Origin of the sequence: Kocuria oxytropis (assembly GCF_040981195.1) — a bacterium.
In the GTDB taxonomy this organism is placed as follows: domain Bacteria; phylum Actinomycetota; class Actinomycetes; order Actinomycetales; family Micrococcaceae; genus Kocuria; species Kocuria oxytropis.
On record NZ_JAVFXA010000014.1, the window covers coordinates 25,274 to 50,334 of the forward strand.

The window sequence follows — 25,061 nt, forward strand, 5'->3', positions numbered from 1 at the left end:
GGACTGCCCCCATGGTGGCACCCGCCGCCCGCCGGACGGGACGGGGCGGGGGTCAGGGGAGGGCGGCCACCAGCTCGGTGGCCTGCCGGATCGCGCGCTTGGCGTCCAGCTCGGCCGCGACGTCGGCACCGCCGATGAGGTGCACCGGGACGGCGTCCGTGTCGTGCCCGCCGCCGAGCAGGGCGTCGTGCAGTCGGCGCAGCGGCTCCTGCCCCGTGCACAGCACCACCGAGTCGACCGGCAGCACCTGCTCGGCCGGCTCCGTGCCGTCGGGGCCCGGCACGGTGAGGTGCAGCCCGTCGTCGTCGATCCGCCGGTACGTCACCCCGCTGAGGGTGCGCACGCCCCCGGCCCGCAGCGAGGCCCGGTGGATCCAGCCGGTCGTGCGGCCCAGCCCCGCCCCCGGCTTGCCGGGGGAGCGCTGCAGCAGCGTGATCTCGCGCGCGGGGCGCCCGGGACGGGGCGCCACCAGACCGCCCCGGGCGGACAGCGTCGTGTCCACGCCCCACGCGCGGTAGAAGTCCGTGCCCGGGGCGTGCAGGAGGAACTCCGCGACGTCGAAGCCGATGCCCCCGGCGCCGAGCACCGCCACCCGGCGGCCCACGGGGGCCCCGCCGTGCAGGACGTCCCGGTAGCCCACGACCGAGGGGTGGTCCACGCCCTCGACGGCGGGCACGCGCGGCTCCACGCCCGTGGCGAGCACGAGCCGGTCGAAGCCGCCGAGGTGCTCCGGTCCCGCCGGGGTCCCGAGGCGCACGTCCACCCCCAGCTCGGCGAGCCGCACGCCGTAGTAGCGCAGCGTCTCCGCGTACTCCTCCTTGCCGGGGATGCGCAGGGCCATCAGGAACTGCCCGCCGATCCGGTCCTCCGCCTCGAAGAGGGTCACGGCGTGCCCGGCCTCCGCCGCGCTGACGGCGAAGGCCAGCCCGGCGGGGCCCGCGCCCACCACGCCGATCCGCTCGGCCCGGCGGGTGGGCCCCAGGTGCAGCAGGGTCTCGTGCCCCGCCCGGGGGTTCACCAGGCAGGAGGCGGTCCGGCCCGCGAAGGTGTGGTCCAGGCACGCCTGGTTGCACGCGATGCACGTGTTGATCGCGTCCGCCCGCCCGTCGGCGGCCTTGGCCACGAAGTCGGGGTCCGCGAGCAGGGGCCGGGCCAGCGAGACCATGTCCGCGTCCCCGTCCGTCAGGATCCGCTCGGCGGTCTCCGGGGTGCTGATCCGGTTGACGGCGATCAGGGGGATCCCGACCTCCCCCTTGAGCCGGCGCGTGACCCACGAGAAGCCGCCGCGGGGGACGACCGTGGCGATCGTGGGGATGCGCGCCTCGTGCCAGCCGATGCCGGTGTTGAGCAGCGTGGCGCCGGCGGCCTCGACCGCCCGGGCCAGGGCCACGACCTCCTCGAGCGTGGAGCCGCCGGGGACCAGGTCCAGCATCGAGAGCCGGTAGACGAGGATGAAGTCCGGGCCGGTGCGCTCGCGCACCCGGCGGACGATCTCCACGGGCAGGCGCATCCGGTTCTCGAAGCACCCGCCCCACCGGTCGGTGCGGTGGTTGGTCTCGGCGGCGACGAACTCGTTGATGAGGTAGCCCTCCGAGCCCATGACCTCCACGCCGTCGTAGCCGGCCTCCCGCGCGAGCGCGGCGGTGCGGGCGAAGTCCTCGACGGTCCGCTCGATCTCCTCGGCGGTGAGCTCGTGCGGGACCACCGGGCTGATGGGCGCGCGCAGCGGGCTCGGGGCCACGGCGTCCGGCGTCCTGGCGTAGCGGCCGGCGTGCAGGATCTGCAGGGCGATCCGCCCGCCCTCGGCGTGCACGGCGTCCGTGACCGTGCGGTGGCGGGCGACCTCCTCCGGCGTGCGGAGCACGGCGCCGCCCGCGTGCGTGGCGCCCTCGGGGTTCGGGCCGATGCCGCCGGTGACGATGAGTCCCACACCGCCGCGCACACGCTCGGCGTAGAACGCGGCGAGACGCTCGAAGCCGCCGGGCAGCTCCTCGAGACCGGTGTGCATCGACCCCATGAGCACCCGGTTGGGCAGGGTGGTGAAGCCCAGGTCCAGGGGCGCGAGCAGGCGCGGGTAGGGCAGGGTCATGTGATACTCCTCGTCTCAGGTACTTGGGCCACCGTAGGCGAGCAGTGAACTGTCTCACAAGCGCGGCGCGTCAGGGGAGCGCGGCCAGCAGCTCCTTCCAGACCCCACGCCACCGGGCGACGTCCTCGGCGGAGGGCAGTCCCGTGTGCGCGACGGCCACCGTGGTGCGGCCGCGTCCCGCCTCCCCGAGGGTGGCTGCGACCCGGGTGCCGTCGGCGAGCCGGGCGCGCCAGTAGCGCCACTTCTCGGTCCTGGCCGTGCTGGGCGGCTGCCGGAACGGGACGCCGTCGACCTCGGTGCGCCCCGCCAGGAGCTCCGTCCAGCGGGTCAGCACCTCGTCCGGGGTGCCCGCCACCGTGCGGCTCGCGCTGGTCCCGAAGCTGCCGTCCCCCGTCTGCCCCGGGCGGCGCACCCCCGTGTGCTGCTCCCAGGCCACGGTGACGGACTGCGCCCACCACTCGTGGTTCTCGACGACGCCGTCCAGCTGCTCCGCGACGCGGCGGGCGATCTCGGCGTGGCTCATCGACCGGGCGCCGAGCTCCTCGAGCCGCGCCGTCCAGGTCTCCCAGGGAATGCCGGTGGCGCGGGCGATCCCGGCCGTGCTGGTGCCGCGAGTGCTCATGGGGACCACCCAAGGGGTGGCGTCCCGCCCCGCAGGGTCAGTCCCCGGCCGTGGGGCCGGGCCCGTCCGCGTCCACCCCGACGTCGGGGTCCGCGGGAGCAGCGGCGTCGCCGGCGCTCGGCACGCGCTGGCCGGCATTGGTCTGGCCCAGGGGCTCCTGGGCCGTCCCGAGGTCACGGGCCGGGGTGTCGGGCACCCCGACGTCGTCGGCCAGGTGCGGGTCGTCGGGAAGCGGGCTGCCGGCTCCGGATGTCGTGTCCATGGCTGCCAGCCAACCAGTGGCTGCCGGACCTGGCAAGGGGCGGTGCCGGGCCCGGATATCGCGGACAGCGAATGGACAGGGTGCTGACAGTCGGTGGGGGGCGTGCCATAGTGGGTCGGAGAGCCCGCTCCCGCGGGCCGCCCGAGACAGTCGACCCGGCCCGCCGCGCGGCGGGTCGGAGACGAGGAGACGAACCCATGGCTGCTTCCGACCAGCGCACCGCCCCCTACACCGTGCCCGGCCTGTCCACCGAGAACGGGCACGAGGTGGCCGAGACCCTGCAGCAGCGCCTGCACGCCCTCAACGACCTGCAGCTCACGCTCAAGCACGCCCACTGGAACGTGGTGGGCCCCAACTTCATCTCCGTGCACGAGATGCTGGACCCCCAGATCGAGCTCGTGCGCGGCTTCGTGGACGAGCTCGCCGAGCGCATGGCGACCATGGGCGTGGGCCCCAGCGGCCTGCCCGGCGACCTCGTCCGCAACCGCTCCTGGGACGACTACTCCGTCCACCGCGCCACCGCCGTGGAGCACCTGGCCGCCCTCGACGTCGTCTACAACGGCGTGATCGGCGACCACCGGGACGCGATCCGGAAGGTCGGGGAGCTCGACCCCGTCACCGAGGACATGCTCATCGGCCAGGTCCGGGAGCTCGAGCTCTTCCAGTGGTTCATGCGGGCCCACCTCGAGAACAGCGGCGGTGACCTCCAGCACGGAGGGGCCCGCACGGAGCAGGGCGCGGCGGAGTCCGCCGCCCGCTGACCCCGCCCGTGCCCGCGGCCACCCCGCCCCGCCCCGGCCCCGCCGACCCCCGCGGTCCGCGGGGCCGGGGCGCGTTCACGGCCATGACCTTCAACATCCGGCGCCCCCTGGGGGCGTACCGCCGGGCGGCGCCGGACGCCTGGTTCACCCGGGCGCCCGCGGTGCAGGCGGTGCTCCGGGCGCACCGGCCCCAGCTGGCCGCCCTCCAGGAAGTCCTGCCCGAGCAGCTCCATCCCGTGCAGGCGGCCCTGGGCCCGGACCACGTCCTGCTGGGCACGGGCCGGGACGGCGGGGGCCGCGGGGAGCGGTGCCTGCTGTCCGTGGACACCGCGCGGTTCGGGATCGAGCGGTGGGAGCAGCGGTGGCTGTCGCCGCAGCCGGAAGTCCCGGGCTCGAGGTGGCCGGGCGACCTCTTCCCGCGCACGCTGGTGCTGGCCGACCTCGTGGACCGGCGCACCGGGGTGGCCTGGCGGGCGGTCGCCACCCACCTGGACCCGTGGCCGGAGCACTCCCGGCTGCGCCAGCTCGCCGTCCTGCAGCGGCTGCTGCTGGGCCGGGACGGACCGCTGCTGCTCCTCGGGGACATGAACGCCGCGGCCGGCCGGTCCCGCACCTGGGACGCCGCGCTCGCCGGCGGGCTGCGCGACACCCTGCCCCCCGACGCGGCGGGCACCTTCCCCCGCTACCGCGAGCCCCGGGCGGGTGCGCCCCGGCTCGACTGGATCCTGTACGGGGGCCGCGTCCGCGTCCTCGGCTCCCGGGTCCTCGCGGAGCGGCCGCGGGGGGTGTGGGCCTCCGACCACTTCCCGGTCCTGGCCGAGGTCGAGCTCGACGACGGCCCCGGCGCCTGAGCGCGGGGGCCGCCGTGCGCCGCCGGACGGCGGGGACCGGTCAGTACACGATGCCGAACACCCACACCCCGAGGGTCATCGTCACCAGGGTGATCAGGGCGATGCCCACGATGTTCAGCCACAGCCCGCCCTTGATCATCTGCCCGATCGTCACGTAGCCGGAGCCGAAGGCGATGGCGTTGGGCGGGGTGGCCACCGGCAGCATGAACGCGCACGTCGCCGCCAGGGCGACAGGGATGGCCAGCAGCATCGGGTCCATGTCCAGGCCGAGGGCCACGCCGCCGGCGACCGGCAGGAACGTCGCCGCCGTGGCCGTGTTGCTCGTGAGCTCGGTCAGGAAGATGACGCCGGCGGCCACGACGAGGACGAGGACGACGACGGGCACGGCGCCCAGCGCCTCGACCTGGGTGCCGATCCACTCTGTGAGCCCCGAGGCCGAGAACTGGGAGGACAGCGCCAGGCCGCCGCCGAACAGCAGCAGCACGCCCCACGGCAGCCTGACCGCGGACTCCCAGTCCAGCAGCCGGACCCCGCGCTGGGCGCCCGCCGGCAGCAGGAAGAGCAGCACGCCGACGACCATGGCGATGCCGGCGTCGCTGATCGGCGGGGAGTCGAAGATCACGGGCACGAACACCCAGCTGAACGCCGCCAGCGCGAAGATCGCCAGCACGAGCTTCTCGCCGGTCGACATGGGACCGAGCTTGTGCAGCTCGTCGCTGATGAGCTTGCGCCCGCCGGGGATCTCGTCGATCTCCGGCTTGAACAGCACCTTGGTGAGCAGGAACCAGGCGATCGCGAGCATCACCACGGACAGCGGCACTCCCACGAGCATCCACTGGCCGAAGCCCACGGTGATGTCGTGCGACTCCTGGAGGTAGCCCACCATCAGCGTGTTCGGCGGTGTGCCGATGATCGTGCCGAGGGAGCCGATCGACGCGGCGTAGGCGATGCCGAGCATCATGGCCGTGCCGAAGTTCGAGGCGATGACCGCCTCCTTCACCTGCTCGCTCCGCGGGTCGGCGTTCTCGAGGTCGGCGTCGGCCGGCTCGGCGCCGGCCGCGGCGGCGGCGTCGTTCATCAGGTTGGGCAGCAGCAGCAGGACGGACACGCCGATGGGGATCATCATGACGGCGGTGGCGGTGTTCGAGACCCACATGCTGAGGAAGCCGGTGGCGACCATGAAGCCGGCCACCATCTGGGCGGGCTTGGTGCCCATGACCCGGACGGTGCGCAGGGCGATCCGGCGGTGCAGGTTCCAGCGCTGCATGGCCAGCGCCAGGAGGAACCCGCCCATGAACAGGAAGATGATGTTGCTGCCGTAGGATGCGCCCACGTCGTCGACGGCGACGTTCGGGGCGAGCACCGGGAAGATGATCAGCGGCAGCAGGGCGGTGGCCGGGATCGGGATGGCCTCCGTCATCCACCACACGCCCATCAGCACGGCGGTGGCGGCCGTGAGCCGCGCGTGCGGGGCCAGGTCCGCCGGCAGGAGGACGTAGATGAGCAGGGCCAGGACCAGCCCCCCCACGAGCCCGGCCCACTTGATCCGGTGCGTCTTGTGGTGCTCCGCCGGGGCGCGCTCACCCGGCGAGCGCTGGTCGACCTCCTGCGTGCTGCGGGGTCCCCGGGCGTCGTCCTGGACGCGGGATCCGGGGACCGATGGCGTGCTGCCCATGTCTGCTCCTGGTGTGCTCGTGGTGGTTGCGGGATGGTTCAGGTCCCGGACGGCCCGGCGGCCCACGGCGCGGGGCGGGTGCTGCCCGTGCCCGCCGGGTCCGGGCGCCGCCCGTCCGCGGGGCCGGGACCGCTGCCGGAGGCCTGCACCTCCGGCAGCCGGATGCAGGCGGCGAGGTGCTCCCGGGTGCTGCGGCGGTGCTCCGGGGAGTTGCCGGGCGGGGGGACGGGCGGCGGGACGGTCCGCGCGCACTCGGCGGCGGCCCACGGGCACCTCGTGCGGAAGACGCACCCGGACGGCGGGTCGAGGGGGGAGGGCACCTCGCCCTCGAGCGGGGCCGTGCGCCGACGGCGCTCGGCCACGGGGTCCGCCGAGGGGGCGGAGGCCATCAGGGCGCGGGTGTAGGGGTGGGCGGGGGCCTCGAAGAGGTCCCGGACGTCGCCGTCCTCCATGAGCCGGCCCAGGTACATCACGAGCACGTGGTCGCTCATGTGCTCCACGACGGCGAGGTCGTGGGCGATGAACAGGTACGTGAGGCCCAGCTCGCCCTGCAGCCGGTTGAGCAGGTTCATGATCTGCGCCTGCACGGAGACGTCCAGGGAGGCGGTCGCCTCGTCCAGGATGATCAGGTCCGGCTCGCCCGCGAGCGCCCGGGCGATGGACACGCGCTGTCGCTGCCCGCCGGAGAGCTCGTGCGGGTACCGGTCCAGGAAGCGCCCGGAGAGACCGACCAGCTCGAACAGCTCCGCCACCCGGCGGCGGCGGCCCTCCTTGTCCCCGCCGAGGCCGTGCACCTCGAGCGGCTCCGCCACGGCGCGGGAGACGTGCTGGCGGGGGTCCAGGGACGCGAACGGGTCCTGGAAGACCATGGCGATGCGCCGCCGCAGGGCCTTGAGCTCGCGCCCGCGCACGGAGGTGATGTCCTGGCCGTCGAGCAGCACGGTCCCCGCGCTGGGCTCCACCAGGTGCATCAGCGCGTTGGCCACGGTGGACTTGCCGGAGCCGGACTCGCCGACCAGGGAGACCGTCTGTCCCCGGTGGACGTCGAAGTCGATCCCGGCCACCGCCTGCACCACACCCTTGCCGCGGTCGGTGGTCACGGGGAAGCGGACCTGCAGGTCCCGCACGCTGAGCAGCGGCCGGTCGTCGGCGCTCATCGGTGGCCTCCTCGCCGGCCGGAGCCGTCGGTGCGGTCGCCGTAGAAGCTGCGGACCACGTGCTCCGGCCCCACCCGGGTCTCCGGGGGACGCTCGGTCTCGCAGCGCGGGTCCCCGCGGACGGGGCAGCGGTCCCAGAACAGGCAGCCCGGGGGCAGGTGCTTGGGGTCCGGCGGGCTGCCGGGGATCACGGCGAGCTCGCCCTTGCCGCGGGCCGTCTGCGGACGGGCGGCCATGAGGCCCCGGGTGTAGGGGTGCCGGGGGTCGGTGAAGAGCTCCTCGAGGGGCGCGGACTCCACGATCTGCCCGCCGTAGAGCACGGCCACCCGGTCCGCGATGCCCGAGACCACCCCGAGGTCGTGGCTGATCCAGATCACGCTCATGCCCCGGGACTCCTGCAGCTCCTTGACCCGCTCGAGGATCTGGGCCTGCGTCGTGACGTCGAGCGCGGTGGTGGGCTCGTCCGCCACGAGCAGCTCCGGGTCGCAGGCCAGGGCCACGGCGATCATCACGCGCTGCTTCATCCCGCCCGAGAGCTGGTGGGGGTAGGAGGAGAGCCGGGACGGCGGGTCGGGGATGCCGACCGCCTCGAGCAGCTCGAGCGCCCGCCGCCGGGCGTCGCGGCGGGTGAGGCCGAGGTGGAAGCGCGGTGCCTCCGTGAGCTGCTGCTCCACGGTCAGCACCGGGTTCAGGGACGTGGCGGGGTCCTGGAAGATGAAGCCCACCCGCTTCCCGTGGACGCCGCGCAGCCGGCGGGGGTCCATCCGCACGATGTCCTGCCCGTCCAGCAGGGACTGCCCGCTCACCCGGGCGGGCGGGGAGTCGATCAGGCCGGTGGCCGCGAGCACCGTCATGGACTTGCCGGACCCGGACTCGCCCACGATGCCCAGGGTCCCGCCCCGGGGCACCGAGAAGGACACGCCGTTGACGATCTCGGCGGGGCCGATCCGCACGGTGAGGTCCCGCACGTCGAGCAGCACGTCCCCGTCGGAGGGCGCCGGGGCGGCGGGGCGGGGGTGCTCGGTCGTGCGCATCAGGCGCTCCTGCGGATCTCGTCGGCGGTCCGCTGGCGCGGGTCGAGGACGTCGCGCATCCCGTCGCCCACCAGGTTGAAGGCCAGCACGGTGAGGAAGATGGCCAGGCCCGGGAACACGCTCATCCACCAGGCGTCGTAGATGAACGCCTGGGCGTCGTAGAGCATCCGTCCCCACGAGGGCTCGGGCGGCTGGACGCCGAGCCCCAGGAAGGACAGCGCGGCCTCGGAGAGGATCGCGAAGGCCAGGGAGAGGGAGGTCTGGACGGTGATGGGCCCCATGATGTTGGGCAGCACGTGGCGGCGCAGGATGAGCCCGTCCGAGGCCCCGACGGCCTGGGAGGCCTTGACGTAGAGCTCCTCGCGCACGGCCAGCGTGGAGGCCCGCGTGATGCGGGCGAAGATGGGCGTGTACACCACCCCGATCGCGATCATCGCGGTGGTCAGCCCCGGGCCCAGGACGGCCACGATGGCCATGGCCAGCAGGAGGATGGGGAACGCGAAGAGCACGTCCGCGCTGCGCATGATGATCGTGTCGAGCCAGCCGCCGAAGAAGCCGGCCACGAGGCCCAGGGCCACGCCCACCACCAGGGCGATGCCCACGGCCACGAGCCCCACGGTCAGGGAGATCCGGGCGGAGAGCACCACGCGGGAGAACACGTCCCGGCCCAGCTCGTCGGTGCCGAACAGGTGCGCCCACGAGGGCGGCTGCAGGGCGTTGACCACGTCGATGTCGTTCGCGCCGTAGGGGGCGATCCAGCGGCCGAGCACGGCGAGCAGGACCACCAGGACGAGGATGACCAGGCCGGCGGCGGTGACCTTGTTCGAGACCAGCATGCGCAGGGTGCCGGTGCGGCTCACCTCCTCCGGGGTCTCCGCCGGCTCGGCGGGCCGGGTGCCGGGGACGGCGCCGCCGTCCCCGGCACCCGCGTCGCGGCGGTCGGGCGAGGGCGTCTCGGAGCGGCTCATGACACACGGATCCTCGGGTCGACGACGGCGTACAGGATGTCCACCAGCAGGTTGATCAGCAGGAAGATGAGGGCGATCAGCAGCACGGCGCCCTGGACCACCGGGTAGTCGCGGGCGGCGACGGCGTCGAAGACCAGCCGGCCCAGACCGGGCCACGCGAAGACCACCTCGATGACGATGAGGCCGCCGAGCATCGTGGCGGCCTGGACGCCGGCCACCGTGAGGATCGGCACGAGCGCGTTGCGCAGCACGTGCCGGCCGATCACCGTGCGGCGGGGCAGGCCCTTGGAGCGGGCGGTGCGCACGTAGGAGGAGCCGACGACGTCGAGCACCGCGGAGCGCACGTAGCGGGTCATGATGGACCCGGAGACGACGCCCACGGCGAGCCCGGGCAGGACCACCCGCTGGAGCCAGCCCCACGGGTCCTCCGTGAAGGGCACGTACCCCGACGGCGGCAGCAGCCCCAGCATCGTCGAGAAGACGATGATCAGGAGCAGGCCGAGCCAGAAGTCGGGGACCGAGACCCCGAACTGGCTCACGGCCCGGATCCCGCCGTCCGCCGCGGAGCCGCGGCGCAGGGCGGCCCAGGTGCCGAGCGGGAACGCGATGAGCAGGGCGATCGTGATGCCGGCGAGCCCGAGGGAGACCGTGGCCGGCAGCCGGTCCAGCAGCACGAGGGTCACCGGCTCGCCGCTGCGGAAGCTGACCCCGAGGTTGCCGGTGAGGGCGTTGCCGATGTAGGCGAAGAACTGCACGAGCAGGGGCCGGTCCAGCCCGGAGGCCTCCCGCAGGGCGTCGTAGGACTCCTGGGTGAAGCGGGTGCCCAGGGCGACCCGCACGGGGTCGCCGGGGACGAGCTGGAGGAGCGCGAAGACCACGACCAGCACCCCGAAGAGCACCACCACGGTGTGCAGGAGGCGCTTGACGAGAAATCTCAGCAGCGGGCTGCTCATGCGCCGTCCTCCTCGAGCCGGACGTCCTTGAACCGGATGGCGCGGTCCGGGCGGGCCTCGTAGCCCTGCAGCTCGGGGCTCCAGGCCTGGACCACGTCCGGGTTGTACAGGTAGACGTAGCTGGCGTCGTCCACGATCTGCTCCGCCGCCCGGTCGTAGAGCTCCTTCCGGGCGTCCTGGTCGGTCTCGGTGCGCCCCGCGTCCAGGAGCCGGTCGACCTCGGGGTTGCTGTAGCCCTGCGCGTTGTTCGCGCCCTCCGAGTGGTGCTGGTTGTAGTAGTAGTCATTGACGTCCACGTTGCCGAGCCAGCCCAGCAGCAGCATGTCGAAGTCCCCCCGCGCCTGCTCGTCGAGCCAGGTCGCGAAGTCGAGGGTGCGGATGTCGGTGGAGACCCCGATCTCCGAGAGGTTGGCGGCGATCACCTGCGCCGCCGTGACCGTCTCCGGGAACTCGTTGGTGACCATCAGGTCCACGGTCTGCCCGGCCAGCCCGGAGCTCTCGGCGAGCTCGCGGGCGCGGTCGAGGTCCTGCTCGAAGGGCGCGTACTCGTGGTACCAGACGGAGGTCTCCGGCACGGCGGTCTGGTTCACGGTGGCGTTGCCGTACCAGGTGACCTGGGCGATGGCCTCCCGGTCGATGGCGTGCGCCACGGCCAGGCGTGCCTCGAGGGAGTCGAAGGGCGGGCGCTGCTGGTTCATGGTCACGTACCAGTAGTCGGTGGACGGCACGCCGGCGACCTCGACGTCCGGGTTCTCCCGCAGCGAGGTCACCCGCTGCGGCGGGATGGAGTCCGTCCAGTGCACCTCCCCGGCCGTGAGGTCCGCGAGCGCCGTGGTGCCCTCCGAGATGAACCGGTAGACGACCCCCGGGACGTGGGGGCCCTCGCCCCAGTAGTCCTCGTTGGCCCGCAGGGTCACGGCCGTGCTCGCGGAGTTGCCCACCACGTCGAACGGTCCGGTGCCCACCGGGTCGAGCTGGACGTCCCCGCTCTCCACGTTCTGCCGCTCCACGATGGCCATGCCCTTGTACCCGCCGATCGCGGCCAGCAGGGCGGGCGTCGGCTGGGACACGTCGATGCGCACGGTGTGCTCGTCGACCGCCACGACGTCCTCCACGGCGGACAGGCGGTAGGCGTTGGCCAGCTGCTCGTCGATGATCCGGTCGTAGGAGTACACGACGTCCTCGGCCGTGAACGCGGAGCCGTCGTGGAACGTGACGTCGTCCCGCAGGTGGAAGGTCCAGGACAGCTGGTCCTCGCTGACCTCCCAGGACTCGGCGAGGGCCGGCTGCATCTCGAGGTTCTCGTCGGGCTCCACCAGGGTGTCGTAGACGTTCTCGAGGATCTGGAAGGAGAAGTAGGCGCTCGTGTTGTGGGGGTCGAGCTGGTCCGGCTCCCCGGCGATGGCCACCTGGAGGTAGTCGTCGGTGTCGATCTCCCCCGCGCCCGCCAGGTCCACGCCCTCGCCCGCCGAGCAGGCGCCCAGGACGAGGCACGCGGCACCGGCCAGCGCGACGATCCGTGCTCCGCGTGCCATCCGCCGCCTCCCGGTGGTAGGAATGAGCCGTCCGCCCGGGAGGACCCGGCGGGTCGGCCCGTCCGGCCGCCCTGCCGGTGCGCACCCGGTCGTGGGTGTCGTCCCACCCTATGCACCCGGGACGGCCCGCCACCACACCCCCGGTCCCGGCGTGCCGGGACCGGGGACGTCGGCCCCGGTCGGAGCGGGCCGGACAACGACAACGAACCGGTCGTCATGCAGATGACGGCCAGGAGGTGCCTGTGACCTACACCGTGATCGCCCGGAGCGCGGACTCGCGCCTGCTCGGGGCCGCCACGGCGAGCTGCTCGCTCGCCGTGGGCAACGCCGTGCCGGCCCTCGTGCCCACCGCCGGGGTGGTGGCCTCCCAGGCCTGGACCAACCGGCGGCTGCGCTTCGAGATGCTGCGCACCCTGCACCACGGGGGCACGGCCGAGGACGCGATCGCAGGCCTCACCGACGCCGACCCCGACCTGGCCCTGCGCCAGGTGGCCGTGCTGCCCGTGGCCGGGCCCGGGGCGCACCTGACCGGCAGCCTGTGCACGCCGTGGGCCGGCGGCGTGGCCGGGACCGACTTCGTGGTGATCGGCAACTACCTGACCGGCCCGGAGGTGGTGGAGGCGATGCGCGCGTCGATGGACCGCTCGCTCGCGGTGCCGGGGGAGACCAGCATCGGGATGGCGCGGGCGCTGCTGGCCTGCCTGCGCGCGGGCCAGGACGCGGGCGGGGACAGCCGGGGACGGCAGAGCGCGGCGGTGCTCGTGGCCGACACGCTGGCCGGCTTCCAGTACCCCGTGCTGCTCGACGTCGACCTGCGCGCGGACAACTCGCCCACCCCGCTGGACGACCTGGACGAGATGCTCGCGCTCAAGGGCAGGGCCCACCCGGCGCCCGCCGAGGTGGTGCCCAGCACGCCGGTCCCGCACCGGCCCGAGGACGAGGGGCTCTGGTCGACGGTGCTGTCCTGACCGGTGCCGTCCCGACCGGTACCGTCCCGGCCGGTGCTGTCCCGACCGGTCCCGGGTGGGCGGCCCGCGCCGGGTGGCCTACCCTCGGTCCATGACCACTCGCCGCCACCTCCCGCCGGGGCACCGGCGTCCCGCGGCGGGGCCGGCCGCGCTCCTGCTGGCCGGGGCGACGCTCCTCGCCGGCTGCGCCGCCCAGCCCGCCGGGACCGACCCGGACGGCGCCGGGGCGTCCTCGCCGATCCCGTCCCCGGTGCCGAGCACCGCGCAGCCGGCCCCGGACCGGCTGGAGGTCGTGGTCACCGGCGACGTCCTGCTGCACCCGGGGCTGTGGGCGCAGGCCGAGGCGGACGGGGACGGGGAGCTGGACTTCGGCCCGCTGGTGGAGGGCCTGCGCCCGTTCACGGAGGACGCCGACCTCGCGATCTGCGACATGGAGACCCCGCTCGCCGCCCCCGAGGGCCCCTTCTCCGGCTATCCCTCGTTCGAGGTGCCGCCGCAGATCGTCCCGGCCCTGGCGGAGATCGGCTACGACGCGTGCACCACGGCCACGAACCACGCCGTGGACGCCGGCCCGGAGGGCCTCGAGCGCACCCTCGAGACCCTCGCGGACGCCGGGATCGCCACCACCGGCACCTACCGCACGGCGCAGGACGCGCGGCGGCCGCTGGTGCTGGACGTCGACGGCGTGCAGGTGGGCCTCGTGACCGGGACCTACGGGCTCAACGGCAACGTCCCGGACGCCGCGTGGCGGGTGGACCTGCTGGACGTGCCCGAGATGGTCCGCAAGGCGCGGGCGGCGCGGGAGGCGGGGGCGGAGCTCGTGCTCGCCGCGGTGCACGCCGGGCAGGAGTACTCCTCGGCGCCCGACCGGCAGCAGCTCGAGGTCACGCACGCGCTCGCCGACAGCGGGGAGTTCGACTTCGTCTACGGCCACCACACGCACTCGGTGCTGCCGATCGAGAAGCACGGGGACACGTGGATCGTGCACGGCCTGGGCAACAGCCTCTCGGAGCACGCCACCCGGGTCCCGGTGAACAACGAGGGCCTGACGGTCAGCATGTCCTTCTCCCGTCAGGACGGGCAGTGGGTCGCGGGCGACCCGGTGTGGACCCCGCACATCCTCACCCTCGACCCGATCCGGTGGTGCGCGCTGCCGGCCGAGGACGTCTGCCGCTCCCCGGAGGAGGACGCGGCGTCCCTGGCGCGCACCGCGCGCACCGTGGGGTCGATGGGCGCGGAGGCCGACGGCGCCCGCCCGTGGCGCCCGCTCACCCTCGCCCCGGCCGGGCCGCGGCCGTCCCCCGGGCCGTAGCGCTCAGTCCTCGCCGACGGTGACGAGCGCCTGCACCGGGGCGTGGTCGCTGGGGTGGCACCCGGCGAAGCGGGACGGGTTGATGGCGCTGCGGGCCACCCGGACGCCGGGGCTGGCCAGCACCCAGTCGATGCGCTCCTCGCCCTGCACGGCCTCGCCGTAGTCCGGGAAGGTGCCCCACGCGGGGGTCAGCCGCTCCCGGGCGCTCGACCAGGTGTCCTCGAGCACCCCGGAGCCCACGAGCGTCGTGTAGGCGCGGGAGCCGCCCGCCTCGGCGTTGAAGTCCCCGGTGACCACGGTGGGGGTGTGCGGGTGGAAGCTGTGCACGAGATCGACCAGGGCCTCCGCGCTGCGGTCCCGGGCGTTCTCGGAGTGGTGGTCGAAGTGGGTGTTGACGAGCACGAGCTCGGTGCCGGCGCCGCGGTCCAGGAAGCGGCCCCAGGTGACGATCCGCGGGATGTCGTTGCCCCACGTGGTGGAGCCGATGAGCTCGGGCGTGTCGGAGAGCCAGAACTGGTCCCACTCGAGCAGCTCCAGGCGCCGGGCGTCGTAGAAGATCGCCGAGTACTCGCCCTTGCTGCCCCCGGCACGGCCGTAGCCGACCATGCGGTAGCCGGGGGGCAGGGCCTGCTCCACCGTGGGCAGCTGGTGGTGGAGGGCCTCCTGCACGCCGAGGAGCGTGGGCTGCTCGAGCTGCAGCAGCCGTGCCAGCCGGGGCGCGCGGTCCGGCCAGTGGTCCGGGTTGCCGGTGTGCGTGCCGCTGTGGTGGAAGCGGATGTTGTAGCTCATCACGTGCAGGTCGCGCCCCGTGGCGGGGCCGATGAGCGGCGTCACGGGGTCGTCGGTGCCGGCGGTGGTGCGACGGTCGAGAAGGACGGTGTCTGCGGACATCACTGCTCCAGGGTGGGGGAGTGCGGGCTCGTCGTCGTCCCATGGTGGACCGGGTGGTCCGCCCAGGGTGCCGTCGGGGGCGAACCCCCGGTGGCCGTCGGGTGAATTCGCGGGGTCCTCCACGGGGACCGCGGCGCCGTGGCCGCCGGTGCACTGCTCAGGCATCGGGCACCGCCAGGGGGAACTGCCGGAGCTGCCCGGCGGTGAGCTCGTGGACCTGGCCGTCGACGTTCACGCGCACGGGTTCGGCGTGACCGGGGGCGAGGTAGAGCCGCAGCGCGGAGCGGGTGAGCTCGATCTGGATGGGCTGGTCCCGGTAGCTGATCGCGAAGGACACCGTGGGCAGCTCCGGCGGGATCGCCGGGTGCAGCCACAGCGTGTCGTCCCGGACCTCCAGGCCCGTGTAGCAGCGGGTGAGGATGTCCACGGACCCGGCCATGGCCCCCAGGTGCACGCCCTCCCGGACGGTGTCCCCCTGCGCGTCCACGAGGTCGCTGTTGAGCGCGCGGGTCAGGAAGGACCAGGAGCGGCGGCGGTCGCGGCGGGCCTCGACCCAGGAGTGCACCACGTTGGAGAGCGTGGACCCGTGCGAGGAGCGGTCGCAGTAGAAGGCGACCGTGGCCCGGACCGCCTCCGGGGGGAAGTCGTAGCCCATCTGCCCGAGCAGCTCCCGCAGCTCCTCCGCGGAGAACAGGTACAGCAGCATCAGGACGTCGGCCTGCTTGGCCAGCCGGTAGTCGTTGGTGGACCGTCCCTCGGCGTCGAGGATGAGGTCGAGGCGCCCGATGTACCCGTAGCGGGCCCGGTAGTCCTCCCAGGCGAACTCCGGCAGCTCCTCGTAGCCCTCGAACTGGGCCAGGACGCCGTCGGCCAGGAACGGGACGCGCAGCCGGGTCCGGACCCGGTCCCAGCGGGCCACCTCGTCCTCCCGCAGGTCCAGGCGCCGCCACAGGGGCCCCCCGTAGTCCCGGCCGAGGCGCTCGACCATCTCGACCGCCCGCGTCAGCAGCCAGGCCGTCATGACGTTGGTGTAGGCGTTGTTGCGCAGCCCCGACCCCGGGCTGCCGGGCTCGCCGTCGTGGAACTCGTCCGGGCCCATGACCCCGGTGATCACGTAGCGGTCGTCCTCCGGGTCGTGCACCGCGAGGCTGGAGAAGAACCGGGCGATCTCCACCACGAGCTCGGCGCCCTGCTCGATCAGGTACCGGGTGTCGCCGGTGGCCTGGTAGTACTGCCACACGCTGTGCGCGACCGCCAGCCCCACGTGGCGCTGCAGCCGGGAGTGGTCGGGGATCCACCGCCCGGTGCGGGGGTTGAACAGCGCCAGGGGGGTCTCCTCCCGTCCGTCGCTGCCGCTGCGCCAGGGGAACATGGCGCCCTCGTGGCCGGCCGCGCGGGCCGCCGCCCGCGCCTCTGGCAGGCGCCGGTACCGGTAGGCCAGCAGCGCCCGGGTCCACTCGGGCCGGCGCAGGGTGAGCATGGGGTAGACGAACATCTCGTCCCAGAACACGTGCCCGCGGTAGCCTTCGCCGTGCAGGCCGCGGGGCGGGACGCCGGCGTCCAGGTCCGGGTGCGCGGCCGCCACCGACTGCAGCACGTGGAAGGTGTTGAGGTTCACGGCCAGCCCCTGCTGGCCCCCGGTGTCGGTGGCCACGGCGAAGGCGGACCACAGGGCCTGCCAGGCGACCACGTGCGCGGAGAGCAGCTCGTCGACGCCCCCCGCCCGTCCCAGCAGCGTGGTCGCGGCGAGCGCGGGCGTGGAGATCGCACGGTCCTGCGAGGTCACGACGGCGACGACCTTCTCGACGCGCACGGGCCGGCCGGGGTCCATCCGCAGCAGCAGCTCGTGGCCCACCATCCCGGGCGCGGGGCGGACCGGGGTGAGGGAGAGGAGTCGCTCCCCGGCGCCGCTGCGGAGCACCCGCGTGCGGGCGGCCACGGCGATCCGGACCCCGGACTGGGACGTGGCGACCTCGACCAGGGCGGTGCCGTGGCCCCGGTCCTCGAGGCGGGGCTCCCCGAGGTGCCGGCCCGTCAGGGGGGAGTCGTCCGCGGCGTTGCCGTTGCGGACGTCGGCGTCTACGAGGCTGCGCACGGTCAGGGTCCCGGTCCAGTCCTCGGCCTCGAGGACCGTCTCCTGACCGGCCAGGTGGCGCTGGTCCTGGGAGACGAAACGGCGGGTGGTCACCCGGGTGGTGCGCCCGGCCGCGTCCCGGAAGCGCAGGGAGCGGGTCAGCACCCCGGTGCGCAGGTCGAGGTCCTGGTGGTGCTCCAGCACGGTCTCCGGGGTGGGCTCGAACCAGGAGCCGTCCTGGACCCGGTACTGCAGCAGCAGCCAGTTCGGGGCGTTGACCAGGTCCTCGTGCTCGGGGACGGGGCTGCCGGGCTCGGTGCGCAGCCGGTTGTAGACGCCGGCGAGGTAGGTGCCGGGGTAGTGCGTGCCGTCGGCGCGGAACTCGCACGCGGCGCCGCGCACCGCCAGGTACCCGTTGCCGAGCGTGCACAGCGACTCCCGCATCCCCTCGCGGGGCGGGTCGAGGCGCGTGTAGGTCAGGTTCCAGGGCCCGCCCTCGCCGCCGCAGCCGCCGCCCCAGCCGGGGTCCCCGGCGGTCGCGGCGACCGGGATGTCCAGGTCCGTGAGGCCGTTCACCACGAGGTGGGCGCCGGCGGCGAGCAGCCGGCCCCGCCGGCCCGCGCCGTCGAGGCCCACCACCAGCCCGAAGCCGTGGGCGACGGCGGCGCGGACCAGGCGGTCGCTGTCGCTCACCACCACGATGTGCTCCGGCTCCACCGCGAGCCGGCGGGAGGCCAGCAGCAGCGCGGCGGCCGGCGGGTGCCGGTCCGGGGCACCCTGTTCCGGGGCGTCCCGGCGCGGGGGGTCCGCCGCGACCACGATGTCCGCCGGGGGCCCCTCGGGCAGCTCGGGGTGGGCGGTGACCAACGCCGTGAGCACGCCCTCGGCGTGCAGGCGGGCGAAGAGCTCCGCGGCGTCCGTCCGGTGGCGCGGGGGCAGGGCGCCGCCGGAGGGGGATATCGGGACCGGGGCGTCGTCGCCCGCGCGGGCGGCGTCCTCGGGGCCGGGGGCCGCCCCCGCCGGTGCGAGGGCGAGCACCACCGCTCCGTAGGTGCTCCTGCCGTGCACGGCAGGCTGCTCCAGGACGCCGCTCATGCGGTCATTGTGCCACCTGCCTCCGTCAGGCACGGGAGGCGGACGGGCGCGTCAGTTGATCGTGCTCAGGCGGATGGTCTCGGGCAGCCCGAGGATCTGCTCGATGACCTCCCGGGTCACGCCGTTGCCGGCGTCCGTGACGAGGTAGCCGGTGTCCCCCCGGGTGGACAGCTGCTGGCGGTCGATGTTGATGCCGTGGCCGCCCAGGACGCTGTTGACGGTCGCGAGCACACCCGGGACGTTGCGGTGCAGGTGCAGGAGCCGGGTGCCGCTGACGGCGGTGTCCAGCTGGACCTGCGGCATGTTCACCGACAGGGTCGTGGAGCCCGAGGTCACGAAGGACGAGAGCTTCCCGGCCACGAACCGCCCGATGTCCACCTGCGCCTCCTGCGTGGAGCCGCCGATGTGCGGGGTGAGGATCACGTTGGGCAGGCCCTGCAGCACCGAGCTGAACGGGTCCCCGGCGACCTTGGGCTCGTTGGGGAAGACGTCCACGGAGGCCCCGGCGATGTGCCCGCTGACCAGGGCGTCGCGCAGGGCGTTGTAGTCGACCACCATGCCCCGGCACAGGTTGAGGAACAGGGACCGGGGGCGCATCCGCTCGAACTGCTCCCGGCCGAAGAGGCTGTTGTTGCTGGTGCGCCCGTCCACGTGCAGCGAGACGGTCTCCACCCGCTCCAGCAGCTCCTCCAGGGTGTCGCAGCGCTGGGCGTTGCCCAGGGGCAGGCGGTCCACCACGTCGTAGTAGTAGACCCGCATCCCGAGCGTCTCGGCGAGCACGGACAGCTGGGAGCCGATGTTGCCGTAGCCCACGATCCCGAGGGTGCGGCCGCGGACCTCGTGGGCGCCCTTGGCGGACTTGTCCCACACGCCCTCGTGCATGTCCTTGTTCTTGTCGGTGAGGTGCCGGGCCATCGAGATGATCTCGGCGACGGCGAGCTCCACCACGGACCGGGTGTTGGAGTAGGGGGCGTTGAAGCACGTCACGGCGTGCTCCGTGGCGGCCGTGAGGTCGATCTGGTTGGTGCCGATGCAGAAGGCGCCCACGGACAGCAGCTGCGGGTGGGCCTCGAACACCTCCCGGGTCACCTGGGTCTTGGACCGGATGCCGAGCAGCTCGACGCCCTCGAGGGCCTCGATCAGCTCACCGGTGTCGAGGGCGCCCTTGCGGGTCTCGACCTCGATGCCCTTCTCGGACAGGATGCGTTCGGCCTCGGGGTGGACGTTCTCCAGGAGCAGTGCTTTCACAGTGACCCAGTCTATGGCTCCGGCGCGGGGGAGGGCGACGCCGGGTGCCGTCCCCGCGGCGGACGTGACCCGGATCACCGCACCCGGCGGTACGGCGGAGTCCGAGACCGGCCCCGCCCTCCGGTGCGGCCCCCGTGGACGTTCCGGCCGCAGGGGCTGCGCCACGGGTCGGTCCGTCCACCGTCGGCGTGCCTCCGGTGACGGGCGTGTGCGATCGTGACTAGCATCACGAGCACCCTCGGCCGGCGCCGCCCCGGCGCCGGCCCTCACCCCCCAGGAGGACCAGCACGTGATCCCTCAGCACCCCGGTTCCGCGACCCCCCGCCCCGCCGGCCGCCGGCGCCGCCGCGCCGCGGCGGCGCTCGCGCTCGCCGCCGCCCTTCCCCTCGGCGCGGCGGCCCCCGCCGCCGCGGACGCCACGTTCCCCTCCACCGAGGGGAGGGCGGGCACCTCGAGCATCCTGACCCCCGACGACGTGGTGCGCGAGCTGCAGAAGCTCGAGCGGACCAGCCGCTACGGCGTGGACGCGTTCACCCTCGCCGAGGCCGGCACGGAGGTGAGCACCTCCGAGCAGGGCCGGGACCTGTGGGTCGCGACCGTCGGCTCCGGGCCGGAGCACGTGTGGCTGCAGGGGCGGATCCACGGCAACGAGCCCTACGGCACCGACGCCCTGCTGAGCGTGCTCAAGGAGCTCGGCAGCAACGGCTCGGCCGACCACGAGCTGCTGCGGGAGGCGTTCACCTTCCACGTCATCCCGATGTACAACCCGGACGGCGCCGAGGCGAACACCCGGCACACCGTGCTGTGGGACCGGGTGGCGGACGCCCCGGAGGGCGGGACGCCGCGGCGGATCGACCTCAACCGCGACTGGACGGAGGACGGCTTCGCCGCGGCGGAGTCCCGGGCGTTCTACGAGTACTGGACCACCGTGGACCCTGCGTGGGGCATCGACATCCACCACCAGGGCCTGAAGCAGCAGTACGGGACGGGCGACGACGTCACCCTCTCCCTCGGCATCTCGCTCGCCCCCGGCGGCCCGACCCTGTCCGGGATCCAGGACGGGGCCTACGACCGGCTCACCCGCCAGATGAACGTGCACGTCTACGACGAGCTCTCGAAGTACGGCTCCATCACCATGGACCGCTACCAGGTCGGGGGCAGCTACGAGATCGACATCAAGGGCGGCGTCGTCTCGGCGATGATGCTCGGTCTGGACCACGACGGGCTCAACCCGGAGCGGCACTCGCACCCGGTCGTGTTCTTCGAGACCTCGGGCAACACCTCGGACGGCAGCCTCGGCCAGAAGGCCCGCGGCAAGAGCGTGCGGCAGAACGTGCTCGCCGTGGAGGAGCTGCTGCTGGGCCTGGCCACCGGCGAGGTCCAGCAGGAGGACCCGGAGCGCTGGGCGGAGATCCCGCACGCGCCGGTCACCGGCTACCAGACCGACTACGCGGGCATCCTCCCGGTCGGCGGCTGAGCCCGGTCGCCGAGGAACTCCCGGGGGCGGCGGCGACCCGGGGGCACGAAAAAGGCGAAGCGGGACACCGGATGGATGTCCCGCTTCGCCTGCGTGGTGCGCGAGGGGGGAGTTGAACCCCCACGCCCTTTCGGGCACACGGACCTGAACCGTGCGCGTCTGCCTATTCCGCCACTCGCGCTCGTGGATCACAGCGGCGGACCGCTGTGGGCAACGACGACAATCCTACCCACACTCGGGCCCGTTGGCCAATCGCGTCCCCGGCGGGGCGCCCCAGTAGGCTGGCGGCATCCCGGCCAGGGACGGACGACAGCGCACAGGGGGCAGGGATGGAACCGGACGACGCGAACCTCGAGGAGAAGCGCAAGGAGCTGGGCCGCACCGACGAGCCGCTCGAGGACGAGCTCGTCGAGGAGTTCGAGAACACCGTCACCGAGGGCGCGGAACGGCTGACCCGCACCTGGCGGGCCCTGATCATCACGGGCTTGTTCGGCGGCATCGACGTGGGTGTGGGCATCCTCGCCTACCTGGCGGTCAAGGAGGCCACGGGCTCCGACCTGCTGGCCGGCGCCGCGTTCGGCTTCGGCCTCCTGGCCCTCCAGCTGGCCCACTCGGAGCTGTTCACGGAGAACTTCCTGGTGCCCATCTACGCGGTCGTCTCCCGGCACAGCACCTGGCTGCAGCTGGCGCGCTTCTGGCTGGTGACGCTGCTGACCAACCTGCTGGGCGGGTGGCTGTTCACCTGGTTCGTGGTGGCGGCCTTCCCGCAGTTCAACGACGTCCTGGAGGAGTCGGCGCGCTCGTACCTCGAGGGCGGTCTGACCTTGGAGTCCGCGGCCCTGGCCGTGCTGGCCGGCAGCACCATCACGCTCGGCACGCGGATGAGCCAGGGCTCGAGCAGCGAGGTGGTGCACACGTTCATCGCGCTCATCGACGGCCTGCTGGTGGTGGGGCTGGGCATGCTGCACGGCGCCCTGAACTCGGCCATCATCTTCGGCGCGATGCACGCGGGCGCGGAGATCTCCTACCCGGAGTGGGCGCTGTGGATGCTCTGGGTGATCCCGCTGAACATGGCGGGGGGACTCGTGGTCATCACCCTGCCGCGGCTCGTGCGCACGCTCGAGCTGATCAAGAAGGAGCGCGCGGAGCAGAACCGCCGGCACGCCGACGACGGGCGGGCGGTCTGAGCGCTCAGGCGACCACCAGCCCCGTGGTCAGGGCGAACGCCCCCCACAGGCCCGTCAGGGCGAAGAGCGTGATCGGGGCCAGCAGCGCGATCTCCGCGGCGGAGCCGGCGTTGCCGATGAGCGGCACCGTGAGGAAGGACCGGTTCTTGTACACCGACCGGGGCAGGGGCAGCGGCATCCGCAGCGGGTAGAGCAGGTGGATCCCGCGCGTGGTCACCAGGTCCCCGGCGAGGTGGGCGACCACCCCCGTGGCCACGGCCGCGGGGAACCACCACTCGTGCGCGGGCGGGTGCAGCCCCACGACCACGCCCAGTCCGATCCCCACGACCCAGTTGAGCTTCGCGACCCGCTCCGGGACGAAGGCGAGCACCTGCACCGCGAAGGCGATGAGCAGCACGGACATCACGGCGGCGAGCGGCCACACCCAGCCGAGGCCCTCCACCGGGATCCCGATCTTCTGGGCCGCGGCCGCCAGCCCGGTGAACACCGCCACCCCCAGCACGGAGTGGGTGCCGCGCCGGTGCCCGCCGGCGAGCCGGCAGATCCCGCGGGCCAGCCAGCTGGAGAGCGGGCGCAGGGACCGGGCCACGGTGCCGTCCGGGTGGTCCAGGTCCGGCAGCAGCGCCGCCCCGGCGGTGACGAGCGCGCCGGTGAGGACACCGGTGTCGCCGACGTCCAGCACGCCCCAGCCGATCGGCACGGTCAGGCCCTGCAGCCGCAGCTGGTAGTCGGCGGTCAGCGCCACCCATGCGGCCGCCCCGCAGGCCGCATGGCTCGGTCCCATCATGACAGCGACGTCCTCCTCGGATCCCCGGTTCCGGGGGCCGTCCGGCCCCACCAGCGGAAACCCTAGGTCCCGGGCCGGACAGCACAACTCGAGGGGCCGGTCCGGCAGGCCCCGTCGCGGCCGCCGGACGGGCCCGCCCGGTCCGCGTCAGGGAGCGGGCACGGACCGCCACCCCGAGGAGTCCACCGCGACGACGGCGGGCGCCCGCCCGCCCAGCCCCTGGTGCCGCAGCGCCGCCTCGATGTCACCGGCCGGCGCGGCGACCACGAACGTCTCGCCGCGGAACAGGTCGGCCGAGTCCTGCACGAGCGACGTCAGCTCCTCCGGGCCGCGGGCCGCGAACCGCCCCGCCACGCGCAGCCGCGCGGTCCACGGCGGGGCGGGCGCCGTGTCGTCGAGGAGGACGGCGGTGGCCGGGCACTGCAGGTCGGTCATGCCCCCAGTCTTCCCCCGGGGGCCGCGGCGGGGGAAGACTGGGGGCATGACCGACCCCGTGGACCCGATCACCGCCGCCGCCGCCCGCGCGCGGAGGGCCGCGGACGCCCACCGCGGGGAGGACCCCGAGGCCTGGACCGGCGGGATCGCCGCCTCCGGCGGCCCCCACCGGCCCGGCGCGCCGCGGCCCTCCGCGGGGGACGTCCTCTCCGGGCGGGACGACGCCCACACGGTCGCCTCCGAGGGGGACCGCCGGTCCGCCGAGCGCAGCCGCGACCTCGCCGACCGGGACGGCTGAGCGGTCAGTCCACGGACTTCGGCCGCCACGGCAGCTGCTGGTCGCAGCCGGGGGTCAGCCAGGCCTTCACGAAGCCGCCGGACTGGTAGACGAACTCCCGCAGCACGCCCCGCGGCACGTCCGGGTAGTCGAAGGAGAGCACGTCCAGCTCCCCCGTGTAGCAGCGCTGCAGCAGCAGCCGGGACCGGGCGACGTGCTGGCGGTAGGTGAGCACGCTGACGTGGTCCCAGCCCCGCTGCTCGCTGAGCGCACGCAGCTCCATGGCCTCGCCCTGCGTGGTCGAGGGGTCCGGGCGGAAGCAGATCACCTCGTAGCCCCGGCCGCCGTCCCGGTTCCCGTCCTGCGCGCAGGTCTGCGCCGCCCGCGCGTAGTACACCTTCCCGGAGGCGTCGCCGAGGTCCCGGGTGCCGGGGTTCGCCACGACCAGCACGGGCGCCACCCCCGCGTCCATGAGCCGCAGCGCCTCGGCCATGCGGGTCCGGTCCGGGGGGCCCAGGACGAGCAAGGCGTCCGAGCGCGCCGGGGCGTCGGTCCGGGGGTGCTGGAACACGACCCAGCCGGCGATCAGCCAGACCAGTCCCAGCGCCAGCACCGGGACGAGCGCCCGCACCGCCCACACGGAGCGGCGGGTGGTGCCGCGGGTGGTGCGGGCACTTCGGGGCATCGCGCCGCTCCTCGCGGGTCGTCGGGACGGGGTCCGGGTCAGCCGACATTGTCGCACCCGCGGCCGGGCGCGGGCCCCGTGTGACGGGGCGGCCTACCATGGAGCACTCCGGTGCCGTGCCCGCAGGCGCTCCGCGCGCCGGAGACCGACGACCGAGGGAGACGGACCGCATGACGGTGGAGGACGAGGCCGGGGTGCTGTGCCGGGTGCCCATGCGCTGGGGCGACATGGACCCGTACGGGCACGTGAACAACGTGGAGGTCGTGCGGCTGCTCGAGGAGGCGCGGATCGCGGCCCTGGGCGTGCCCGTGGGCACCGGCGACCAGGTGGAGCCGCCGCGGATCCCCTTCTTCTCCGCGCTGCCGGAGGGCACCCAGGCGCTGATCACGGAGAACCGGATCCGCTACCTCCGCCCCCTCGAGTACCGCAACACGCCGGTGGAGATCCGGGTGTGGGTGGTCTCCGCCCGCGGCGGGTCGCTGACCCTGGGCTTCGAGATCACCGACGTGGTCTCCCGCCGGGCGTGCGTGCGGGCCGAGACCCAGCTCGCGTTCTTCGTGCCGGCCACGGGCACGGTGCTGCGCATCTCGGCGCAGCAGCAGGAGCTCCTCGCGCCCCACGCGGGCCCGCGCGTCTTCCGCTGACCCCCGGTCCCTCCCGCCGCCGCGTCCGCACTCCGGCCGGGTCCGGCCTCGGCACGTCCGCCCGGGACGAGCCG

General features: G+C 74.1%; 23 protein-coding genes and 1 tRNA gene. 8 read left to right on the forward strand and 16 right to left on the reverse strand.

The window, feature by feature from the left end; all coding sequences use genetic code 11:
- Positions 1–52 precede the first annotated feature (52 nt).
- The 3 genes from QYM41_RS14080 to QYM41_RS14090 all read right to left on the reverse strand — a co-directional run bounded on the left by QYM41_RS14080 (position 53) and on the right by QYM41_RS14090 (position 2,973).
- The gene (locus QYM41_RS14080; RefSeq protein WP_368800404.1) at positions 53–2,089 is read right to left on the reverse strand and encodes an oxidoreductase; all 2,037 of its coding nucleotides are present in this window, start codon (positions 2,087–2,089) and stop codon (positions 53–55) included.
- Positions 2,090–2,159: 70 nt separating this feature from the next.
- Positions 2,160–2,711, reverse strand: coding sequence for a hypothetical protein (locus tag QYM41_RS14085; protein ID WP_368800405.1), 552 nt, complete (start codon positions 2,709–2,711; stop codon positions 2,160–2,162).
- 37 nt (positions 2,712–2,748) lie between these two features.
- Complete coding sequence (locus tag QYM41_RS14090; RefSeq protein ID WP_368800406.1) at positions 2,749–2,973, reverse strand: hypothetical protein; 225 nt, start codon at positions 2,971–2,973, stop codon at positions 2,749–2,751.
- Between the two features lie 197 nt (positions 2,974–3,170).
- On the opposite strand from QYM41_RS14090, the gene QYM41_RS14095 reads away from it, so the two are divergent.
- Both QYM41_RS14095 and QYM41_RS14100 read left to right on the forward strand, forming a co-directional pair.
- The gene (locus tag QYM41_RS14095; RefSeq protein ID WP_368800407.1) at positions 3,171–3,734 is read left to right on the forward strand and encodes a Dps family protein; all 564 of its coding nucleotides are present in this window, start codon (positions 3,171–3,173) and stop codon (positions 3,732–3,734) included.
- Positions 3,735–3,817: 83 nt separating this feature from the next.
- Complete coding sequence (locus QYM41_RS14100) at positions 3,818–4,585, forward strand: endonuclease/exonuclease/phosphatase family protein (protein ID WP_368800408.1); 768 nt, start codon at positions 3,818–3,820, stop codon at positions 4,583–4,585.
- Between the two features lie 40 nt (positions 4,586–4,625).
- Here QYM41_RS14100 and QYM41_RS14105 read toward each other — a convergent pair whose 3' ends face one another.
- Genes QYM41_RS14105 through QYM41_RS14130 form a run of 6 tightly spaced genes read right to left on the reverse strand, consistent with a single transcriptional unit; the run spans position 4,626 to position 11,907 of the window.
- The gene (locus QYM41_RS14105; protein ID WP_368800409.1) at positions 4,626–6,260 is read right to left on the reverse strand and encodes an SLC13 family permease; all 1,635 of its coding nucleotides are present in this window, start codon (positions 6,258–6,260) and stop codon (positions 4,626–4,628) included.
- 38 nt (positions 6,261–6,298) lie between these two features.
- Positions 6,299–7,417: an ABC transporter ATP-binding protein gene (locus tag QYM41_RS14110; protein ID WP_368800410.1), complete on the reverse strand. Its 1,119-nt coding sequence runs from the start codon at positions 7,415–7,417 to the stop codon at positions 6,299–6,301.
- Complete coding sequence (locus QYM41_RS14115; RefSeq protein WP_368800411.1) at positions 7,414–8,451, reverse strand: ABC transporter ATP-binding protein; 1,038 nt, start codon at positions 8,449–8,451, stop codon at positions 7,414–7,416. The genes QYM41_RS14110 and QYM41_RS14115 overlap by 4 nt, the downstream gene beginning before the upstream one ends.
- Positions 8,451–9,419: an ABC transporter permease gene (locus QYM41_RS14120; protein ID WP_368800412.1), complete on the reverse strand. Its 969-nt coding sequence runs from the start codon at positions 9,417–9,419 to the stop codon at positions 8,451–8,453. Before QYM41_RS14120 ends, QYM41_RS14115 begins: the two co-directional genes overlap by 1 nt.
- Complete coding sequence (locus QYM41_RS14125; protein WP_368800413.1) at positions 9,416–10,372, reverse strand: ABC transporter permease; 957 nt, start codon at positions 10,370–10,372, stop codon at positions 9,416–9,418. The genes QYM41_RS14120 and QYM41_RS14125 overlap by 4 nt, the downstream gene beginning before the upstream one ends.
- The gene (locus QYM41_RS14130; protein WP_368800414.1) at positions 10,369–11,907 is read right to left on the reverse strand and encodes an ABC transporter substrate-binding protein; all 1,539 of its coding nucleotides are present in this window, start codon (positions 11,905–11,907) and stop codon (positions 10,369–10,371) included. The genes QYM41_RS14125 and QYM41_RS14130 overlap by 4 nt, the downstream gene beginning before the upstream one ends.
- 242 nt (positions 11,908–12,149) lie before the next feature.
- Between QYM41_RS14130 and QYM41_RS14135 the strand changes: the two genes are divergently transcribed.
- On the forward strand, positions 12,150–12,875 hold the full coding sequence (locus QYM41_RS14135; RefSeq protein ID WP_368800415.1) for a DUF1028 domain-containing protein: 726 nt from the start codon (positions 12,150–12,152) through the stop codon (positions 12,873–12,875).
- Between the two features lie 91 nt (positions 12,876–12,966).
- Positions 12,967–14,187 carry a CapA family protein gene (locus tag QYM41_RS14140; RefSeq protein WP_368800416.1) on the forward strand — a complete coding sequence of 407 codons (1,221 nt, stop codon included), beginning with the start codon at positions 12,967–12,969 and terminating at the stop codon, positions 14,185–14,187.
- A gap of 3 nt (positions 14,188–14,190) precedes the next feature.
- Here QYM41_RS14140 and QYM41_RS14145 read toward each other — a convergent pair whose 3' ends face one another.
- The 3 genes from QYM41_RS14145 to serA all read right to left on the reverse strand — a co-directional run bounded on the left by QYM41_RS14145 (position 14,191) and on the right by serA (position 19,495).
- Entirely contained in the window at positions 14,191–15,078 is an 888-nt protein-coding gene (locus tag QYM41_RS14145) for an endonuclease/exonuclease/phosphatase family protein (protein ID WP_368800417.1), read from the reverse strand.
- A 157-nt stretch (positions 15,079–15,235) separates the two neighbouring features.
- On the reverse strand, positions 15,236–18,247 hold the full coding sequence (locus QYM41_RS14150) for a glycosyl hydrolase family 65 domain-containing protein (RefSeq protein ID WP_368800418.1): 3,012 nt from the start codon (positions 18,245–18,247) through the stop codon (positions 15,236–15,238).
- Between the two features lie 51 nt (positions 18,248–18,298).
- Positions 18,299–19,495, reverse strand: a complete 1,197-nt coding sequence (serA, locus tag QYM41_RS14155) for a phosphoglycerate dehydrogenase (RefSeq protein WP_368800419.1) — start codon at positions 19,493–19,495, stop codon at positions 18,299–18,301.
- A gap of 289 nt (positions 19,496–19,784) precedes the next feature.
- Here serA and QYM41_RS14160 point away from each other — a divergent pair, with 289 nt between their 5' ends.
- Complete coding sequence (locus QYM41_RS14160) at positions 19,785–20,972, forward strand: M14 family zinc carboxypeptidase (protein WP_368800420.1); 1,188 nt, start codon at positions 19,785–19,787, stop codon at positions 20,970–20,972.
- Between the two features lie 94 nt (positions 20,973–21,066).
- Here QYM41_RS14160 and QYM41_RS14165 read toward each other — a convergent pair.
- A tRNA-Leu gene (locus QYM41_RS14165) sits at positions 21,067–21,153 on the reverse strand.
- 148 nt (positions 21,154–21,301) lie between these two features.
- Here QYM41_RS14165 and QYM41_RS14170 point away from each other — a divergent pair.
- On the forward strand, positions 21,302–22,159 hold the full coding sequence (locus tag QYM41_RS14170) for a formate/nitrite transporter family protein (protein ID WP_368800421.1): 858 nt from the start codon (positions 21,302–21,304) through the stop codon (positions 22,157–22,159).
- 4 nt (positions 22,160–22,163) lie between these two features.
- Here the strand turns inward: QYM41_RS14170 and QYM41_RS14175 are convergent, their stop codons facing one another.
- A complete protein-coding gene (locus QYM41_RS14175; RefSeq protein WP_368800422.1) occupies positions 22,164–22,946 on the reverse strand; it encodes a metal-dependent hydrolase in 783 nt (260 codons plus the stop codon).
- Positions 22,947–23,093: 147 nt separating this feature from the next.
- Positions 23,094–23,381, reverse strand: a complete 288-nt coding sequence (locus QYM41_RS14180; protein WP_368800423.1) for a hypothetical protein — start codon at positions 23,379–23,381, stop codon at positions 23,094–23,096.
- Between the two features lie 46 nt (positions 23,382–23,427).
- Here QYM41_RS14180 and QYM41_RS14185 point away from each other — a divergent pair, with 46 nt between their 5' ends.
- Positions 23,428–23,679 (forward strand): hypothetical protein, encoded by a 252-nt coding sequence (locus QYM41_RS14185; RefSeq protein WP_368800424.1) that lies wholly within the window; start codon positions 23,428–23,430, stop codon positions 23,677–23,679.
- A gap of 4 nt (positions 23,680–23,683) precedes the next feature.
- Here QYM41_RS14185 and QYM41_RS14190 read toward each other — a convergent pair whose 3' ends face one another.
- Positions 23,684–24,343 carry a YdcF family protein gene (locus tag QYM41_RS14190; protein ID WP_368800425.1) on the reverse strand — a complete coding sequence of 220 codons (660 nt, stop codon included), beginning with the start codon at positions 24,341–24,343 and terminating at the stop codon, positions 23,684–23,686.
- Positions 24,344–24,513: 170 nt separating this feature from the next.
- Between QYM41_RS14190 and QYM41_RS14195 the strand changes: the two genes are divergently transcribed.
- Positions 24,514–24,987: an acyl-CoA thioesterase gene (locus tag QYM41_RS14195; protein WP_368800426.1), complete on the forward strand. Its 474-nt coding sequence runs from the start codon at positions 24,514–24,516 to the stop codon at positions 24,985–24,987.
- Positions 24,988–25,061: the final 74 nt, after the last annotated feature.

Bases quoted from the DNA above. Each gene is read 5' to 3' on its own strand.
- QYM41_RS14080 (WP_368800404.1), bottom strand. From the start codon at position 2,089: ATGACCCTGCCCTACCCGCGCCTGCTCGCGCCCCTGGACCTGGGCTTC.
- QYM41_RS14085 (WP_368800405.1), bottom strand. From the start codon at position 2,711: ATGAGCACTCGCGGCACCAGCACGGCCGGGATCGCCCGCGCCACCGGC.
- QYM41_RS14090 (WP_368800406.1), bottom strand. From the start codon at position 2,973: ATGGACACGACATCCGGAGCCGGCAGCCCGCTTCCCGACGACCCGCAC.
- QYM41_RS14095 (WP_368800407.1), top strand. From the start codon at position 3,171: ATGGCTGCTTCCGACCAGCGCACCGCCCCCTACACCGTGCCCGGCCTG.
- QYM41_RS14100 (WP_368800408.1), top strand. From the start codon at position 3,818: ATGACCTTCAACATCCGGCGCCCCCTGGGGGCGTACCGCCGGGCGGCG.
- QYM41_RS14105 (WP_368800409.1), bottom strand. From the start codon at position 6,260: ATGGGCAGCACGCCATCGGTCCCCGGATCCCGCGTCCAGGACGACGCC.
- QYM41_RS14110 (WP_368800410.1), bottom strand. From the start codon at position 7,417: ATGAGCGCCGACGACCGGCCGCTGCTCAGCGTGCGGGACCTGCAGGTC.
- QYM41_RS14115 (WP_368800411.1), bottom strand. From the start codon at position 8,451: ATGCGCACGACCGAGCACCCCCGCCCCGCCGCCCCGGCGCCCTCCGAC.
- QYM41_RS14120 (WP_368800412.1), bottom strand. From the start codon at position 9,419: ATGAGCCGCTCCGAGACGCCCTCGCCCGACCGCCGCGACGCGGGTGCC.
- QYM41_RS14125 (WP_368800413.1), bottom strand. From the start codon at position 10,372: ATGAGCAGCCCGCTGCTGAGATTTCTCGTCAAGCGCCTCCTGCACACC.
- QYM41_RS14130 (WP_368800414.1), bottom strand. From the start codon at position 11,907: ATGGCACGCGGAGCACGGATCGTCGCGCTGGCCGGTGCCGCGTGCCTC.
- QYM41_RS14140 (WP_368800416.1), top strand. From the start codon at position 12,967: ATGACCACTCGCCGCCACCTCCCGCCGGGGCACCGGCGTCCCGCGGCG.
- QYM41_RS14145 (WP_368800417.1), bottom strand. From the start codon at position 15,078: ATGTCCGCAGACACCGTCCTTCTCGACCGTCGCACCACCGCCGGCACC.
- QYM41_RS14150 (WP_368800418.1), bottom strand. From the start codon at position 18,247: ATGAGCGGCGTCCTGGAGCAGCCTGCCGTGCACGGCAGGAGCACCTAC.
- QYM41_RS14170 (WP_368800421.1), top strand. From the start codon at position 21,302: ATGGAACCGGACGACGCGAACCTCGAGGAGAAGCGCAAGGAGCTGGGC.
- QYM41_RS14175 (WP_368800422.1), bottom strand. From the start codon at position 22,946: ATGATGGGACCGAGCCATGCGGCCTGCGGGGCGGCCGCATGGGTGGCG.
- QYM41_RS14180 (WP_368800423.1), bottom strand. From the start codon at position 23,381: ATGACCGACCTGCAGTGCCCGGCCACCGCCGTCCTCCTCGACGACACG.
- QYM41_RS14185 (WP_368800424.1), top strand. From the start codon at position 23,428: ATGACCGACCCCGTGGACCCGATCACCGCCGCCGCCGCCCGCGCGCGG.
- QYM41_RS14190 (WP_368800425.1), bottom strand. From the start codon at position 24,343: ATGCCCCGAAGTGCCCGCACCACCCGCGGCACCACCCGCCGCTCCGTG.
- QYM41_RS14195 (WP_368800426.1), top strand. From the start codon at position 24,514: ATGACGGTGGAGGACGAGGCCGGGGTGCTGTGCCGGGTGCCCATGCGC.